Below are 16,460 nucleotides of genomic sequence, written 5' to 3' on the forward strand. Positions count from 1 at the left end.
GCGTTATCGTGGCAGTTCTCAACGTCATCGATCGACAGGGCCGGAGCCATGAACTCGAAGCCGTAGAGGGCTGGCGGGTCATGGAAATCCTGCGCGACTACAAGGTCGGCATCGAGGGCGTCTGCGGCGGTTCCTGCGATTGCGGCACCTGCCATGTCATCGTCGCACAGGAATGGGCCGAACGCCTGCCTGAGCCACGCGACGAAGAGATCGATGCGCTCGACGAGCTGCCGTTGATCGAAGCGACCTCCCGCCTGTCCTGCCAGATCATCTGGGCCGACGATCTCGACGGGCTGACGCTGACGCTGGCGGAGGCCGCGTGATGGCCGCCCAAGCGAAACGCGTTCCCCTGCCGGCGATCCTCCTCGCCAACGACCTGCTCGACGGCGATGTCGTCTTCGCCTCGGCCGACGCCGCCGGCCCGCTGGCCTGGACGCGCGACCCCGCGCTCGCCCTCGTCGCAAATGACGACGCAGCGGCAGAGCAGCTCGAAGGCTTCGCTGCCGCCGAACTGCGCGGCAACAAGGTGGTCGACGCCTATCTCGTCGATATCGCCATCGAGAGCGGCAGCCCCGTGCCGCGCCATTTCCGCGAGCGCTTCAAGACGCTCGGCCCCAGCAATCGTCCCGATCTCGGCAAGCAGGCCGGTGAAGGAATCGCCTCCGCGCCGAAGGGCTGACCATGTATCGTTACGATGAATTCGACGAGCGTTTCGTCCGGGAGCGGGTGGCCCAGTTCACCGATCAGGTGGCACGCCGGCTCGACGGCTCGCTGACCGAGGACGAGTTCAAGCCGCTCCGGCTCAAGAACGGCGTCTATCTCCAGCTCCACGCCTATATGCTGCGCATCGCCGTGCCCTATGGCACGCTGAACTCGCGGCAACTGCGCCAGCTCGCCCTGATCGGCGAACGCTATGACCGCGGCTACGGCCATTTCACCACGCGCCAGAACCTGCAGTTCAACTGGCCGAAGCTGCGCGACGTGCCCGCCATCCTCGGCCTGCTCGCCGATGTCGAGATGCATTGCATCCAGACCTCCGGCAATTGCATCCGCAACGTCACGGCCGACCATTTCGCCGGCGTCGCGCAGGACGAGATCGAGGATCCGCGCCCGACCGCCGAACTGATCCGGCAGTGGTCCTCGGCCCATCCCGAGTTCAGCTACCTGCCGCGCAAGTTCAAGATCGCGGTGACCGGCGCCGAAGCCGACCGCGCCGTTATCAAGGCGCACGATATCGGCTTACGCCTGCGCCGCCATCCCGACACCCATGAGACCTGCTACGAGATCAGCGTCGGCGGCGGGCTCGGCCGCACGCCGATGATCGGCAAGGTCGTGCGCGACTACCTGCCGAAGAAGGACCTGCTCGCCTATCTCGAGGCGATCATGCGGGTCTATAATCTCGAGGGCCGGCGCGACAACAAGTACAAGGCGCGCGTCAAGATCCTCGTCCACGAGATCGGCGCCGAGGAATTCACCCGCCGCGTCGAGGCCGAGTTCGCCCTGCTCGACGGCCCCTCGATCAATGCCGATCCGGAAGAGGCCGCGCGGATCGCCGCCTATTTCGCGCCGCCGCGCTACGAGACGCTGCCGGCCGTCAGCAACACGCTGGAAGCCGCGAAGGCCGCGAACCCGGCCTTCGCCCGCTGGGTCGAGGTCAACACCGCGCCGCATAAGGTGCCGGGATATGCGGCGCTGACGATCTCGCTGAAGCCGATCGGCCAGGCGCCGGGCGACGCAACCAGCGAGCAAATGCGCCTCGTCGCCGATCTGGCCGAGCGCTATTCCTTCGACGAATTGCGCGTCACCCATGCGCAGAACCTCGTGCTGCCGCATGTGCGCCAGCGCGATCTCTTCGCGATCTGGCATCAGCTCGGCGAAGCCGGGCTGGCGAGCGCCAATGTCGGGCTCGTCACCGACATCATCTCCTGCCCCGGCCTCGATTATTGCGCGCTTGCGACGGCGCGCTCGATCCCGATCGCGCAGGCGATCCAGAGCCGTTTCGCGGACGAGGCGCGCCAGCGCGAAATCGGGCCGCTCGGCATCAAGATCTCCGGCTGCATCAATGCCTGCGGCCACCACCATGTCGGCCATATCGGCATTCTCGGCCTGGAGAAGCGCGGCATCGAATCCTACCAGATCACGCTCGGCGGCGACGACACCGAGAATGCCGCGATCGGCGAAATCCTCGGGCCGGGCCTCGCGGCTGAAGAGGTGCCGGACGCGATCGAGCGGATCGTCTCCGTCTATCTCGCCGCCCGCAGCGAGGGCGAAAGCTTCATCGACAATGTCCGTCGTATTGGCCTCGCGCCCTTCAAGGCCGCCTTCCAGGAGACTGCCCGTGCCGCTGCTTGACCGGAACGGACACCGCGAGGACCGCTGGACCCGTAGCGAAGGCGCTGCGATCGGCAATATCCCGGCCGCGCTCGTGCCCTGGGAGGTGCTCGTCGAGGCGCTCGATACGCAGGAGCCCGAGCAGGTGATCGGCGTGCTGATCCCCAACAACATCTCCTTCGCCGAACTCGCCCCTTTCCTGCCGCGATTGGCGCTCGTAGCCATCGCCTTTCCGGCCTACGGGGACGGGCGCGGCTTCAGTCTCGCCCGGCAGATTCGGCGCGCGGGCTTCGCGGGCGAAATCCGCGCCAGCGGCCCGCTGATCGCCGACCAGTTCGCCTATGCCCTCTCCTGCGGCTTCGACACGATCGAACTGCCGGAAGCGAGCGCGGCCCGCCAGCCGGTGCCGCAATGGCTGAACGCCAAGGACTCGTTCAGCGCCACCTATCAGCGCGGCTATGGCGAGAGCGGCCGCAACGTCCTCGACCAACGCCGGGCGGCGAGAGCCGCGGCCCTCAACGCAGCGGAGTGAGCATGGCGATCTCGACAGCGACGCATGGTTCCATCGAGCGTGCTCCCATCGTCACGGCCATTGACGGGGACGGCACGGATGCCGCGTTCGAGACGATGTCGCCGCTCCAATCCGCGAGCGAGGCACGCGGGCGCTGGTTCGATCTTTGCTTTCGCCTTATCATTCTGGCACTGGCCGCGCTGTGGCTGCTGATGCCGCCTGCCGGCGGTGGGCACCATGCGGCAGACGAGAAGGCCGTAGCGACGACCCGATGACCGACAGACAGCCCGAATCCACCGCGGCCCGCATCGAGCCGCTGGCGACGCTGCCGCTCTTCCACAAGCTGGATGGGCGCAAGGTCGTGCTCGCCGGCGGAACCGAGGGTGCGCTGTGGAAGGCGGAGCTGCTGGCGGCGACCGGGGCCGATCTGCACGTCTATGCCTCTGGCGAGGCGGCGCTGTTCGCAGGATTGGTGCAGAGCGAGGTCGGCGGCCGTGTTCATCTGCATGGCCGGGCCTGGCAGGCCGATGACCTTACCGACGCGGCGATCGCCGTCGCCGATCTCGACGATGCCGAAGCGGTCCGTGCCTTCGTCGCGGCGGCGCGGCAGGCCGGCGTGCCGGTCAATATCGTCGACAAGCCCGAATACTGCGATTTCGCCTTCGGCGCGCTGGTCAACCGCTCGCCGCTGATCGTCGCCGTCTCGACCGATGGCGCAGCGCCCGTCTTCGGTCAGGCGATCCGCACCAAGATCGAGGCGCTGCTGCCGCCCGGGCTGAAGAACTGGGCGCAGGCCGCCGCCGACTGGCGCCCCGCCGTGCAGGCCCGCGAACTACCCTTCGCGCTCAGGCGCGCCTTCTGGGAGCTTTTCGCGGGCAAGGCGATGGCCGAGCCGGAGCGCGTTCCGAACCTCGATGACGAGGCCGAGCTTTTCGCCAAGCTCTCCCGGATCGAGGCCGCTCATGACGGCAAGGGCCGCGTCACGCTGGTCGGCGCCGGCCCGGGCGACCCGGAACTGCTGACGCTGAAGGCGATCCGCGCCCTGCAGAGCGCCGACATCATCCTCTATGACGATCTCGTCTCGCCCGGCGTGCTCGAACTGGCGCGGCGCGAGGCCAAGCGCATGCTGGTCGGCAAGACCGGCTATGGGCCCTCGGTGAAGCAGGGCGACATCAACGCGCTGATCGTCTCGCTGGCGTCGCAGGGCAAGCATGTCGTGCGCCTCAAGGGCGGCGATCCCGGCATTTTCGGCCGCGCCGGCGAAGAGATCGAGGCCTGCCAGGCGGCCGGTATTCCGGTCGCGCTCGTGCCGGGCATCTCGGCCGCACAGGGGGCTGCGGCCTCGCTCGGCCTGTCGCTGACCCATCGCGACCATGCAAGGCGCCTGCAATTCGTCACTGGCCATTCGCGCAAGGGCGAATTGCCCGAGGATCTCGACTGGCGCGCCATGGCTGATCCCGCCGCCTCGACCGTGATCTACATGGCGCGCGCCACCCTGCCCGGCTTCCGCGAGCGTGCCATTGCCGCGGGGCTCGACCCGCAGACTCCGGCCGTCGCCGTGCTCGCCGCAACGCGGCCGGACGAGCAGCGCGTCGCGGCGACGATCGCCGACTTGCCGGAACGGCTCGGCGAGTTGCCGGCGAACGGGCCGGTGCTCGTCCTGCTCGGCCATGCCTTCGGCCCGGCCCTGTCCGCCGCGAATCCGGCGGAAGATCGCCGCACGGCCTGACAACGGCCCGGCTTGGTCGCCGGGTGGAACGCGATCACCGGAGATGCGTTTTCTCCTCCGGTGCCGCAATTTGGAAGGCGCTGTTTGCGCCAAGTCATTGAGGCAAAGCCGATAATTCAGTACGTTTCGTTTGTTATTCAGAACGGATCGAGGCTTCGCGCTTCGCCGTGAACGCAACGGAGCCCTGACATGACGCGACCCGTTTACAGCCGCCTTCTCCGGGCCGGGCTGGTTCTGGGAGCCTTCACGCTCTGCTTCGGCGTGGTCGCCGGGGCGCGCGCCCAGACCGAGCTCCTCAACGTCTCCTATGACCCGACCCGCGAGCTCTATCGCGAGATCAACGCGGCCTTCATCGCCGAATGGAACGCCAAGCACCCGGACAAGAAGATCGCGACGATCCGCCAGTCGCATGGCGGCTCCGGCGCGCAGGCCCGCACGGTGATCGACGGGCTCAATGCCGATGTCGTGACGCTGGCTCTGGCCGGCGACATCGACGCCGTCGCCGAGCGCTCGAAGAAGCTGCCGCTCGACTGGCAGAAGCGCCTGCCGCACAATTCCTCGCCCTATACCTCGACGATCGTCTTCCTCGTCCGCAAGGGCAACCCAAAGGCGATCAAGGACTGGGGCGACCTGGTGAAGCCGGGCGTCCAGATCATCACGCCTAACCCCAAGACCTCCGGCGGGGCGCGCTGGAACTATCTCGCGGCCTGGGCCTATGCCGAGAAGGCCTTCAACAAGGACGAGGGGAAGGTGCGCGACTATATCGCCAAGCTCCTCGCCAACGTCCCGGTCCTCGACACCGGCGCGCGCGGCGCGACCACAACCTTCACCCAGCGTGGCATCGGCGACGTCTTCCTGTCCTGGGAGAACGAGGCCTTCCTTGCACTCAAGGAATTCGGCGCCGACAAGTTCGACATCGTCGTCCCGAGCCTGTCGATCCTGGCCGAACCGCCGGTCGCTCTGGTCGACGGCAATGTCGACGCCAAGAAGACCCGCGAGCAGGCGCAGGCCTATCTCGAATTCCTCTACACCCCGAAGGGACAGGCGATCATCGCCAAGAACTTCTACCGCCCGCGCAATCCGGAAGCGGCCGACGCCAAGGACATCGCCAATTTCCCGAAAGTCGAGCTGGTGACGATCGACGACGTCTTCGGCAGCTGGAAGAAGGCACAGCCGACCCATTTCGGCGATGGCGGCACCTTCGACCAGCTCTACAAGCCGGCACGCTGAGGATCTGTCCATGACGGCGGCGACGACGACCTTCCGCTGGCGCGAGCCGAGCATTCTGCCCGGCTTCGGGCTGGCGCTCGGCATCACCGTGACGGCGTTGTCGCTGATCGTATTGATCCCGCTGGCTGCCCTGTTCCTCAAGGCCGCCAGCGCCGGCCCCGCCGATATCTGGGCGGTGGCGACCTCGCCGCGGACACTCGCCGCGCTGAAGCTCTCCTTCTCGGCCGCCTTGTTCGCCGCTCTGGTCAATGCCGTGTTCGGGCTGATCCTGGCCTGGGTGCTGGTGCGCTACGATTTTCCCGGCCGGCGCCTGATCGATGCCGCCGTCGACCTGCCCTTCGCCCTGCCGACGGCCGTCGCCGGCATCTCGCTCGCCGCGATCTATGCGCCGAATGGCTGGGTCGGCTCGCTGCTCGCGCCGCTCGCCTTCAAGCTGACCATCCCCTTCACCGGTCTCTCCTTCGGCTTCGACGGCAAGGTCGCCTATACCCCGCTCGGCGTGATGGTGGCGCTGATCTTCATCGGCCTGCCCTTCGTCGTGCGCACCGTCCAGCCCGTGCTGGAAGAGCTGCAAAGCGATGTCGAGGAGGCTGCCGCCCTGCTCGGCGCCAGCCGCGCCCGGACGATCTTCCGGGTGATCCTGCCCCCGGTCCTGCCGGCCCTGATGACCGGCTTCGTGCTCGCCTTCGCGCGGGCCGTCGGGGAATATGGCTCGGTCATCTTCATCGCCGGCAACGTGCCGATGGTCTCGGAGATCGCACCCCTCCTGATCGTGATCCGGCTGGAGCAGTTCGACTATGCCGGCGCGGCTGTGGTCGCCACGATGATGCTGCTGATCTCGTTTACGCTGATCCTCGCCGGCAACCTGATCCAGGCCCGGGCCCGCCGGAGGTTCGGCGATGTCTGACGCAATCCTGCCCTCCGCTGTCACAGCCACGCCGGCACGCAGCCCCAGCAGGGCGCGCGGCGAAAGCCCCGCCGTGCAGGTCGTGCTGATCGCGGTCTCGCTCGCCTTCCTGCTGCTCTTCCTGCTGCTGCCATTGGTCACGGTCTTCATCGAGGCCGCCGCCAAGGGCTGGGAGGCTTATCGCGCCGCGATCACCGAACCCGACGCGCTGGCGGCGATCCGCTTGACCCTGCTGGTCGCGGCCATCGCCGTGCCTTTCAACATCGTCGTCGGCATCGCTGCCGCCTGGGCTGTCGCCAAGTTCGAATTCCGGGGCAAGAACCTGCTGATCAGCCTGATCGACCTGCCCTTCTCGGTCTCGCCGGTGATCTCGGGCCTCGTCTTCGTGCTGCTCTTCGGTGCACAGGGCTATTTCGGGCCATGGCTGCAAGCCAACGACCTGAAGATCGTCTTCGCCCTGCCGGGCCTGATCCTCGCGACCGTCTTCGTCACCTTCCCCTTCGTGGCGCGTGAATTGATCCCGCATATGCAGTCGCTGGGATCATCCGACGACGAGGCGGCGCTGACGCTCGGCGCCTCGCCCTGGCGGGTATTCTTCTGCGTGACGCTGCCGAACGTGAAGTGGAGCCTGTTCTACGGCGTGCTGCTCTGCAATGCCCGCGCGATGGGCGAGTTCGGGGCCGTCGCTGTGGTCTCGGGCAAGATCCGCGGCCTCACCAACACGATGCCGCTGCATATCGAGATCCTCTACAACGAGTATATGGGCGCGGCCGCCTTCGCTGTGGCCTCGCTGCTGGCCGGGCTCGCCCTGGTTACTCTCGTGCTCAAAACCCTGCTGGAATGGCGCTACGGCGATGCGATCGCCGCGAGCCGGCGCCACTGACCCTGCGAACCAAGGAGCCGGGCCATGTCGGTCGCCGTCACCATCGAGACCATCGAGAAACGCTTCGATAATTTCCCGGCGTTGCGCGGCGTCTCGCTCGATATCCAGCCGGGGGAGCTGGTCGCGCTGCTCGGCCCTTCGGGCTCGGGCAAGACCACGCTGCTGCGCCTGATCGCCGGGCTGGAAGAGGCCGATTGCGGCCGTGTCCTGTTCGGCGAGACCGATACGCGCAACCTTTCGCTGCGCGACCGCCGAATCGGCTTCGTCTTCCAGCAATATGCATTGTTCAAGACGATGAATGTCGCCGAGAATATCGGCTTCGGCCTAAAGTCCCGGCCGCGCCACGAACGCCCGGGCAGAGACGAAATCCGCAAGCGTGTCGGCGACTTGCTCGACCTCGTTCAATTGCCGGGGCTGGAGAAGCGCTATCCGAGCCAGCTTTCCGGCGGCCAGCGCCAGCGCGTCGCGCTCGCCCGTGCGCTCGCTATCGAGCCGCGCGTGCTGCTGCTCGACGAACCCTTCGGCGCGCTCGACGCCAAGGTCCGCAAGGATCTGCGCGCCTGGCTGCGCGAACTGCATGGGCGCACCGGCCACACCACGGTCTTCGTCACCCACGATCAGGAAGAAGCATTGGAGCTGGCCGACCGGGTCGCGATCCTCAACGAAGGACGGATCGAGCAGGTCGGTTCGGCCGACGATGTCTACGATCACCCCGCGACGCCCTTCATCTGCGAGTTCCTGGGCGAGGTGAACAAGCTGCCGGTCAAGGTCGTCGGCAGCCAGGCCTTCTTCGGCGACCGGCCGGTGCTGGGCGGATTGTCGCAGAACCAGGGCGGCCCGGCCTCGCTCTACGTCCGCCCACAGCATCTGCGCATCGTCGACGAGACGCCCCTCGCCTTGCCCGGCACGGTCGAGCATCTGCGCCGGAACGGGCCGATCCGCCGGGCGGAGGTCGCCGTCGAGGGGTTGAAGAAGCGGCTGGAAGTCGATCTCGCCAGCCAAGTCGCCCCGGCCATCGGCGAGCGGATCAGGCTCCGCATCGCCCATGGCAACCTGTTCGCCGCTGCCTGATCCTGCAATTTCGCGCATCGGGCGGCAGCGAAAACCGGATTCCCCTTTCCGGCCCGATGCCATAGCCTCCCCGGCGAATCCGGCAGTCATCTCGGCAGCCGGTCCTCGATCCGGATAGGAGACCGCCATGAAAGCACGCGCGAAATGGGTTGATGGCATGGCCTTCATGGGCGAGGCCGGCAGCGGGCATGCCATGATCATGGACGGCGCGCCGGAATATGGCGGGCGCAATCTCGGCGTCCGCCCGATGGAAATGCTCCTGCTCGGTCTCGCCGGCTGCACCGGCTTCGACGTCGTCAGCATGCTGAAGAAGGGCCGCGAGAATGTCACCGGCTGCGAGGTCGATGTCGAGGCCGAGCGTGCCACGACCGATCCCAAGGTCTTCACGAAGATCCACCTCGCTTACCGGATCACCGGCAAGGGTCTGTCCCAGGCCAAGGCGGAGCGGGCCGTCACATTGTCGAAGGAAAAATACTGTTCGGCTTCGATCATGCTCGGGGCGACCGCGGAGATGAGCTACAGCCTCGAAGTCATCGACGAATTGCACAAGGAAGCCGCTGAATGAGCCGGGCCGAATTCGCCGGATTGATCACGCCGGACGCGCTCGCCGCGCGGCTGGGCGACGAGAACCTCGTCATCATCGATATCCGCACCGCTGCCGACGGCTCGCGAGAGGCTTTCGAAGCCGGGCATGTCCCCGGAGCCGTGCATTCCGATTATGCCGCCGATGGCTGGCGGGCCAGGATCGGCAATGCGCCGGGCATGCTGCCGCCGCTCGACCACCTCGCTGCGCTCGCCGGCCGGCTCGGCATCAAGCCGCATGACGATGTCGTCATTGTTCCCGCCGGCACGGCCGCGACCGATTTCGCCGCGGCGGCGCGGGTCTACTGGACGCTGAAATTCATCGGCCACGGCCAGCAGGCGATCCTCGATGGCGGCTTCAAGGCCTGGACGGCCGATCCGCATCGGCCGGTGAAGACTGGTGCCTCCACACCGAAAAGCGCAGCCGCCTACCCGGTGGTGGCACAGCAGGCTCTACGCAGCACGGCGGATTCAACCCTCGTCGCTTCGCGCAGCAAGCAGGCGAGCCTCGTCGATGCGCGTGGCCCCAGCTATTTCGAGGGCCGCGAGAAATCCGCCGAGGCTGCGCGCGCCGGCCATATCCCCGGCGCGATCCAGCGCGACTATGCCGGCGCCTTCGAACCCGGCAGCGGCAAGCTCAAGGTCGCCGGAGAGCTGGCGCAGCTCTATGCGGTGGTACCGCAGGGGCCGGTCGTCTCCTACTGCAATACGGGCCATTCGGCGGCGGCGAACTGGTTCGTGCTGTCGGAGATTCTCGGACGCGACGAGGTAGCGCTCTATGATGGCTCGATGACCGACTGGACGCAGGACCCCGACCGCCCCGTCGCGACCGGCAAGGCGGCCTGAAGCGCTTTCGATTGCAAATCAGGTTGAAAAGGTTCAAAGGAGGCGCCGATCGCGTGTCATGCGCGCGGCGCTTCCTGACATTCTGGACATAAGCCATCAGCCGATGAACGCCGTCGCGCCGAAAATCTCCTTCGTTTCGCTGGGCTGCCCCAAGGCGCTCGTCGATTCCGAACGGATCATCACCTCGCTGCGCTCCGAGGGCTACGAGCTCTCCAAGAGCCATGCCGGGGCGGACCTCGTCATCGTCAACACCTGCGGCTTCCTCGACTCGGCCAAGGCGGAGTCGCTGGAGGCGATCGGCTCGGCCATGGCCGAGAACGGCAAGGTCATCGTCACCGGCTGCATGGGCGCCGAGCCCGAGCAGATCCGCGACGTCTTCCCGAACGTGCTCGCGATCACCGGCCCGCAGGCCTATGAGAGCGTCGTCTCGGCCGTGCATCAGGCGGTGCCGCCGAAGCACGACCCCTTCGTCGATCTCGTGCCCGACCAGGGCATCAAGCTGACGCCGCGGCACTACGCCTATCTCAAGATTTCAGAGGGCTGCAACAATCGCTGCACCTTCTGCATCATCCCGAAGCTGCGCGGCGATCTCGTCTCGCGGCCGATCGGCGACGTGCTGCGCGAGGCCGAGAAGCTGGCCAAGGCCGGCGTCAAGGAGCTGCTGGTGATTTCGCAGGACACCAGCGCCTACGGGCTCGACATCAAGTACGCGCCCTCGCTGTTCAAGGATCGCGAGATCCGCACCCGCTTCTTCGAGCTCGCCCGCGAGCTCGGCCAGATGGGGATGTGGGTGCGTCTGCACTATGTCTATCCCTACCCGCATGTCGACGAGGTGATCCCGCTGATGCAGGAAGGGGTCGTCCTGCCCTATCTCGACATCCCGTTCCAGCACGCCTCGCCGAACGTCCTCAAGGCGATGAAGCGCCCGGCTCATCAGGACCGCACGCTCGACCGCATCCGCAAATGGCGCGACATCTGCCCGGACCTCGCCATCCGCTCGACCTTCATCGTCGGCTTCCCCGGCGAGACCGAAGAGGACATGGACATCCTCGTCGACTGGCTGAAGGAAGCCAAGCTGGAGCGCGTCGGTGCGTTCAAATACGAGCCGGTGAAGGGCGCGCCGGCCAACGACCTGGGCCTCGACCTCATCCCCGAAGAGGTGAAGGAAGCCCGCTGGCACCGCTTCATGAAGGCACAGGCAGAGATTTCCGCCCGCATCGTCAAGGGCCGCGTCGGCAAGCGCATCCAGGTCATCATCGACGAGGCCGGGCCGACCGTGGCCAAGGGCCGCTCGAAATGGGATGCGCCCGAGATCGACGGCAACGTCTATGTCGCGAGCCGCCGGCCGCTGCGAGCCGGCGACATCGTCACCGTGAAGATCGAGCGCGCCGACGCCTACGACCTGCACGGCATCGCCGTCTGAGCCTGTCTCCTCTCAATTGAAGGTGCAGAGCCGGCGGATGGCGCGACCGTTGCGGTCGCGCGCCGTGCCGAGGCTGCTGCAGGCATCGCTCGCCATCACCGCCTCGGCCTGCTCCGCCTGCCGGGGCGGCTCGCTGCAGATGCCGGCCGTGCAGCCGCTCTCGGCATAGCGCAGGCGCACCGGGCCGGGGACGCGCACGCGGGCCTTCTCGGCGCCTTGCAGGATCGCTTCGGTGTGGGTGGCGGTCGATCCACCGATCCCCTTTGCCTGCTGGGCCAGCGCGACGCCCGAGAGGGCGATGACGGCGACGAGGAAAGCAGCGGTCTGAAACTTGGACGACATGAGCGTCGGGGTCCTGAATGGTCGCCAGCATACGCTGACCCCGATTCGTCGCGGCACCCCGTGTCCGGGTTCATACTTCACATAAAAAATGCGCCCGGACCTCCGGGCGCATCGCATTGACGCCCAATGGGCTCAGGGAATGAGAACGGTCGAGCCCGTCGTCCCTCGCGATTCCAGCAGCCGGTGCGCGTCGGCCGCATCCTTCAGCGGGAAGGTCGCGTTGACGGGTACCTTGACCTTGCCGCTCGTCACCGCCCCGAACAGGTTCTTCGCCATCGCGATCATGGTCTCGCGCTTGGCCGTGTGGGTGTTGAGCGTCGGGCGGGTGACATAGAGCGAGCCCTTGGCGGCGAGGATGCCGAGATTGAAGGCTTCCACCGCGCCCGAGGCATTGCCGAAGCTCGCCAGCAGGCCGAAGGGCTTCAGCGTGTCCAGCGACTTCATGAAGGTGTCCTTGCCGACGCCGTCATAGACCACGTCGCAGAGCGCCCCTCCGGTGATCTCCTTCACCCGCGCCGCGAAATCCTCCTCGCGGTAGTTGATGACATGGTCGGCGCCATGCGCCTTGGCCAGTTCCGCCTTCTCCCTGGAGCCGACGGTACCGATCACGGTCGCGCCCAGCGCCTTGCCCCATTGGCAGAGGATGAGCCCGGTCGCGCCAGCCGCGGCATGGACCAGGATGGTGTCGCCCGGCTTCACCTTGTAGGTCCGGTGCAGCAGGTATTCTGCCGTCAATCCCTTCAGCAGCATGCTGGCCGCGGCCTCGTAGGAAATGCCCTCCGGCAGCGCGACGACGGAAGCCGCCGGCACGATGCGCTCCTCGGCATAGGCGCCGAGGCCGGCAACGACCGCGACGCGATCGCCCGGCTTGAACTCGGTGACGTTCGGGCCGACGGCGAGGACGTCGCCGGCGCTCTCGTTGCCGAGCGTGAAGGGCATCTGCGGCGCCGGATAAAGGCCGGAGCGGAAATAGGTATCGATGAAATTCAGGCCGATCGCCCGGTTGCGGATCAGGATTTCGCCGGGGCCCGGCTGCGGCAGGGTGATGTCCTCGAATTGCAGGACTTCGGGGCCGCCGGTCTTGTGGGCGCGAATGGCTTTGACCATGAAAGGCATCTCCTACGGATGGATACCTCGACCATAATTCATCGGGCGAGAAAGGCATCCGTGCCCGACGCAGAACGCCCCTTGCGACTTTGCGGCCCGTGGCCAAAGCGCGACGCATCGGCTAGCCAATGGCGATGAGCACGCAGACTGCCGATCAGGTCGATATCGCCATCGTGGGTGCCGGCGCCGTCGGGTTGGCCGCAGCGCTGGCGCTGAGCCGGGAAGGGCGCAGCGTCGCCCTGCTCGGCCCGGTCGCGACGCAGCGCGATGGGCGGACCGTCGCGCTGCTCGACGGCTCCTGGCGGATGCTGGCCGAGCTCGGCGTGCAGGATGCGTTGCTGGAGAAGGCCGCACCGCTTGCCGTAATGCGATTGGTCGACGACAGCGGCAGCCTGTTCCGCCAGCCGCCGGTCGAGTTCCGGGCCTCCGAGATCGGGCTGGAGGCTTTCGGCTGGAACATCGCGAATGCCGACCTGACGGCGATCCTTGCCGAGAAGGCAAGCGCGCTGCCTGGCTTGCGGATGATCCCCGGTTTCGTCCGGGCCATCGATCCGGAAACGGATAGCGTGCGCCTCTCCGGCGAAGGCTTCGCTCCCGTGAACGCCCGGCTCGTTGTCGGCGCCGACGGGCGCAACTCTCAGGTGCGCGCAGCGGCCGGCATCGAAAGCCGCGACTGGCGCTATCCGCAGGTCGCGCTGACCGCGATCTTCGCGCATGCCAGAGACCATCGGGAAACCTCGACGGAATTCCACACCCGCAAGGGGCCGTGCACGCTCGTGCCCCTGCCCGGCCGGCACTCCTCGCTGGTCTGGCTGCTCGATCCGGAAGAGGCAGCGGTCGTTGCGGCACTCGACGATGCGGCTTTTGCGTTGAGGGTCGAAAAGCAGGTGCAGTCGCTGCTCGGCGCAATGACCGTCTCGGGGCCGCGCGGCAAGGTGCCCATGGGCGGGCTCTCGGTCGAACGCTTCGGCAACGGCCGCATGGCCCTGATCGGCGAAGCCGCTCATGTCTTCCCGCCGATCGGCGCGCAGGGACTGAATCTCGGCCTGCGCGATGTCGCGGCGCTGGGCGAGGCGCTGGCAGGCGCGACCGATGCCGGCGCTCCGGGCGTCATTGCCGATTACGATAGGGCGCGGCAGACCGATGTCCGGTTGCGCACGGGTGCGGTCGATGTGCTGAACCGCACGCTGCTGACTGATCTGCTGCCGGCCGACCTGATGCGCGGCGCCGGCCTGCTCGCACTGTCGCGGATCGGCCCGCTCAGGCGGCTCGTGATGCGGCAGGGGCTGGCTGGCGGCGCGCGCGCCTGAGCGTGCTAGCCGTCCAGTAACCTACGCGTATCGGCACCGCTCGCCACGACCTTGCGCAAGCCGGCCGCTTGCTCGCGAAAGACCGGCGCCAGCGGCAACGACGTCGAGACGAGGCGTCGACCGCCGGGTTCCTCGACCTGCGCATCGAGCAGACCGCGCCCCGACATTTGCGGATCGGAGACCGCCTCTTCCAGCGTCCGCACCACCGTACAGCAGCAATCGAGCGGCTCGATGAGCGCACGCCAATAGGCAGCGCTCTCACTTGCGATGATCGCGGCGATGCCCGCCTGCGTCGCTTGCGGGTCACGGCGGTCGTCGCGCAGCCTCTCGTCGAGGCCGATTCCCTCACAGAAGCCCTGCCAGAATTTCGGTTCGATCGCGCCCACCGCCAGGAACCAGCCATCGGCGGTGGCATAGAGACCGTAGCGTGGGCTCGCGCCGGTCAGGAGGCCCTCCCCGCCATCGGGAAAGGAGCCGGTCACCTGCCCTTGCGCGAGCCCGTACCAGGCGAAGGTGGGCATCGCATCGGCCATGGCGATATCGAGATGGCAGCCCTGCCCGGTACGATCACGCTGGCGGAGTGCCAGCAGGATGTTGAGCACGGCCGGCATGGTGCCGCCGGCGATGTCGGCGACGAGCGGCGGCGGCAGAGGCGGCGCCTCGCCACGCTTCAGGGATTGCCCGAGCAGGCCGCCGAGCGCCTGGTAATTGATGTCGTGCCCGGCCTCCTGCGCGCGCGGGCCATGCTGGCCATAGCCGCTGATCGAGCAATAGATCAGGCGGGGGTTGATCGCCTTCAACGCTTCATGGCCGAAGCCGAGCCGCTCCATCACGCCCGGCCGGAACTGCTCAATCAGGATATCGGCTTTCGCGATCAGCGGGGTCAGCCGTGCAAGCGCGTCCGGTGCCTTCAGGTCGAGCTCGACGCTTTCCTTGCCGCGGTTGAGCACCGCGAAGGGCGCCGCTGTCTCGCCGAAGCGCGGCGGGAAGCCGCGCATGTCCTCGCCGCCCGGCCGCTCGATCTTGATGACGCGCGCTCCGGCCTCGGAAAAGAAGAGGCTCGCCAGCGGCCCGGGCAGGAGCGTCGAGAAATCGAGGACCAGCAGGTCGTCCAGCGGCAGCATGGCACCCTCAGTGAAACAAATCGGCCGCTATCCTGCCCGTCTTCACCAGCCACAGGAAGCCCGACAGCGTGACCATCGAGACGATGGTGCCAACGAGGATGCAGGCCGAGGCGCGCTCGACCCCCACCCGGTACTGCGTCGAGATGACGAAGATGTTCAAGGCGGGCGGCAGCGCCGCCATGATGATCGCGGCATAGATCCAGTTGGTCGGTATGCCGCCGAGCGCCGAGAGCAGCACCCAGACCAGGAGCGGGTGCAGCACGAGCTTGATGAAGAACAGCCCCGGCACCTCTGCGGGCATCGTCTTCATCGGCCTGAGCGCCACGGTGACGCCAAGCAGGAAGAGCGCGCAGGGCGCGGCGGCCTGGGAGAGCCAGAGCACCATCCGGTCGATCGCAACCGGCAGCTCGATCCTGAAGTAACTCGCCGCGACGCCGGCGAGCGTGGCGATATTGAAAGGATGGGTCAGGACCCGCCAAACCACCTCCCAGGCCGTCGCCAGCACGCTCTGCTTCCCGACCCCCGCCAGCGCCATCAGAAACGGCACGAGCGAAAAGAGCAGGATATTATCGAAGACGAAGATCAGGACCACCGGGGCACTGGCCGTGGGGCCGAGCGCCGCCAGAATCAGCGGCGGGCCCATATAGCCAATGTTGGAATAGGACCCCGCCACACCTTGCATCACCGCCTGCGGCATATCGCCCTTGTTGTGCTTCAGCCCGAGCGCAAAAGAGAGGCAGAAGGCGCAGAAGGTCGCGAAGGTCGTGCCGGCGATGAACTTCCAGTTGGCGAGTTCGCTCAACGGCTTGTCGGCGATCAGCCGGTAAAACAGCGGCGGCAGTGCGACATAGATCAGGAAGAACTGCAGCCAGGCGAGCCCTGCTTCCGGCAATTGCTTGTAGCGGCCGATTGCGAAGCCCAGCACGATCAGCCCGAAGAACGGCGCGACCAGATTGAAAATACTGAGGAGATCGACCATCGGCGGTGTTTTCGTCCTGCGGGAAATGCGCCCGCTTTCGAACGAAACCCGGCGGGCATCTGCATCTAGCGCATGGCTGGAAGGC

18 protein-coding genes are annotated in these 16,460 nt (G+C 66.9%); 14 read left to right on the forward strand and 4 right to left on the reverse strand.

Annotated features, from left to right (window positions below; genetic code table 11):
- Positions 1–8 precede the first annotated feature (8 nt).
- The 13 genes from J0I42_RS13250 to rimO all read left to right on the forward strand — a co-directional run bounded on the left by J0I42_RS13250 (position 9) and on the right by rimO (position 11,513).
- Positions 9–323 carry a 2Fe-2S iron-sulfur cluster-binding protein gene (locus J0I42_RS13250; RefSeq protein ID WP_265059304.1) on the forward strand — a complete coding sequence of 105 codons (315 nt, stop codon included), beginning with the start codon at positions 9–11 and terminating at the stop codon, positions 321–323.
- Positions 323–679, forward strand: a complete 357-nt coding sequence (locus J0I42_RS13255) for a DUF2849 domain-containing protein (RefSeq protein ID WP_291655378.1) — start codon at positions 323–325, stop codon at positions 677–679. The genes J0I42_RS13250 and J0I42_RS13255 overlap by 1 nt, the downstream gene beginning before the upstream one ends.
- Positions 680–681: 2 nt before the next feature.
- Entirely contained in the window at positions 682–2,352 is a 1,671-nt protein-coding gene (locus J0I42_RS13260) for a nitrite/sulfite reductase (RefSeq protein WP_291655380.1), read from the forward strand.
- Positions 2,339–2,863, forward strand: a complete 525-nt coding sequence (locus J0I42_RS13265; RefSeq protein WP_291655382.1) for a DUF934 domain-containing protein — start codon at positions 2,339–2,341, stop codon at positions 2,861–2,863. Before J0I42_RS13260 ends, J0I42_RS13265 begins: the two co-directional genes overlap by 14 nt.
- A 2-nt stretch (positions 2,864–2,865) precedes the next feature.
- Positions 2,866–3,117, forward strand: coding sequence for a hypothetical protein (locus J0I42_RS13270; RefSeq protein WP_291655384.1), 252 nt, complete (start codon positions 2,866–2,868; stop codon positions 3,115–3,117).
- Positions 3,114–4,571 (forward strand): siroheme synthase CysG, encoded by a 1,458-nt coding sequence (gene cysG, locus J0I42_RS13275; RefSeq protein ID WP_291655386.1) that lies wholly within the window; start codon positions 3,114–3,116, stop codon positions 4,569–4,571. Before J0I42_RS13270 ends, cysG begins: the two co-directional genes overlap by 4 nt.
- Positions 4,572–4,760: 189 nt before the next feature.
- Positions 4,761–5,801, forward strand: coding sequence for a sulfate ABC transporter substrate-binding protein (locus J0I42_RS13280; protein ID WP_291655387.1), 1,041 nt, complete (start codon positions 4,761–4,763; stop codon positions 5,799–5,801).
- 10 nt (positions 5,802–5,811) lie between these two features.
- Positions 5,812–6,708, forward strand: coding sequence for a sulfate ABC transporter permease subunit CysT (gene cysT, locus J0I42_RS13285; RefSeq protein ID WP_291655389.1), 897 nt, complete (start codon positions 5,812–5,814; stop codon positions 6,706–6,708).
- Positions 6,701–7,591: a sulfate ABC transporter permease subunit CysW gene (gene cysW / locus J0I42_RS13290; RefSeq protein ID WP_291655391.1), complete on the forward strand. Its 891-nt coding sequence runs from the start codon at positions 6,701–6,703 to the stop codon at positions 7,589–7,591. The genes cysT and cysW overlap by 8 nt, the downstream gene beginning before the upstream one ends.
- Positions 7,592–7,615: 24 nt before the next feature.
- Positions 7,616–8,662: a sulfate/molybdate ABC transporter ATP-binding protein gene (locus J0I42_RS13295; RefSeq protein ID WP_291655393.1), complete on the forward strand. Its 1,047-nt coding sequence runs from the start codon at positions 7,616–7,618 to the stop codon at positions 8,660–8,662.
- A 127-nt stretch (positions 8,663–8,789) separates the two neighbouring features.
- Positions 8,790–9,227, forward strand: coding sequence for an OsmC family protein (locus J0I42_RS13300; RefSeq protein WP_291655395.1), 438 nt, complete (start codon positions 8,790–8,792; stop codon positions 9,225–9,227).
- Positions 9,224–10,090 (forward strand): sulfurtransferase, encoded by an 867-nt coding sequence (locus J0I42_RS13305; RefSeq protein WP_291655397.1) that lies wholly within the window; start codon positions 9,224–9,226, stop codon positions 10,088–10,090. The genes J0I42_RS13300 and J0I42_RS13305 overlap by 4 nt, the downstream gene beginning before the upstream one ends.
- A 103-nt stretch (positions 10,091–10,193) precedes the next feature.
- Positions 10,194–11,513, forward strand: a complete 1,320-nt coding sequence (gene rimO / locus J0I42_RS13310; RefSeq protein ID WP_291655399.1) for a 30S ribosomal protein S12 methylthiotransferase RimO — start codon at positions 10,194–10,196, stop codon at positions 11,511–11,513.
- Positions 11,514–11,525: 12 nt separating this feature from the next.
- Here the strand turns inward: rimO and J0I42_RS13315 are convergent, their stop codons facing one another.
- Together J0I42_RS13315 and J0I42_RS13320 are read right to left on the reverse strand one after the other, a co-directional pair.
- Positions 11,526–11,855, reverse strand: a complete 330-nt coding sequence (locus J0I42_RS13315; RefSeq protein WP_291655401.1) for a hypothetical protein — start codon at positions 11,853–11,855, stop codon at positions 11,526–11,528.
- A gap of 132 nt (positions 11,856–11,987) precedes the next feature.
- Positions 11,988–12,962, reverse strand: coding sequence for a quinone oxidoreductase family protein (locus J0I42_RS13320; RefSeq protein WP_291655404.1), 975 nt, complete (start codon positions 12,960–12,962; stop codon positions 11,988–11,990).
- Positions 12,963–13,096: 134 nt separating this feature from the next.
- On the opposite strand from J0I42_RS13320, the gene J0I42_RS13325 reads away from it, so the two are divergent.
- Positions 13,097–14,272, forward strand: coding sequence for a UbiH/UbiF family hydroxylase (locus J0I42_RS13325; RefSeq protein ID WP_291655405.1), 1,176 nt, complete (start codon positions 13,097–13,099; stop codon positions 14,270–14,272).
- Positions 14,273–14,277: 5 nt separating this feature from the next.
- Here the strand turns inward: J0I42_RS13325 and J0I42_RS13330 are convergent, their stop codons facing one another.
- Both J0I42_RS13330 and J0I42_RS13335 read right to left on the reverse strand, forming a co-directional pair.
- Positions 14,278–15,396, reverse strand: a complete 1,119-nt coding sequence (locus J0I42_RS13330) for a CaiB/BaiF CoA transferase family protein (RefSeq protein WP_291655407.1) — start codon at positions 15,394–15,396, stop codon at positions 14,278–14,280.
- A gap of 7 nt (positions 15,397–15,403) precedes the next feature.
- On the reverse strand, positions 15,404–16,375 hold the full coding sequence (locus J0I42_RS13335) for an AEC family transporter (RefSeq protein WP_291655409.1): 972 nt from the start codon (positions 16,373–16,375) through the stop codon (positions 15,404–15,406).
- Between the last annotated feature and the right edge of the window lie 85 nt (positions 16,376–16,460).

Source organism: Allobosea sp., assembly GCF_017308015.1.
In the GTDB taxonomy this organism is placed as follows: Bacteria; Pseudomonadota; Alphaproteobacteria; order Rhizobiales; family Beijerinckiaceae; genus Allobosea.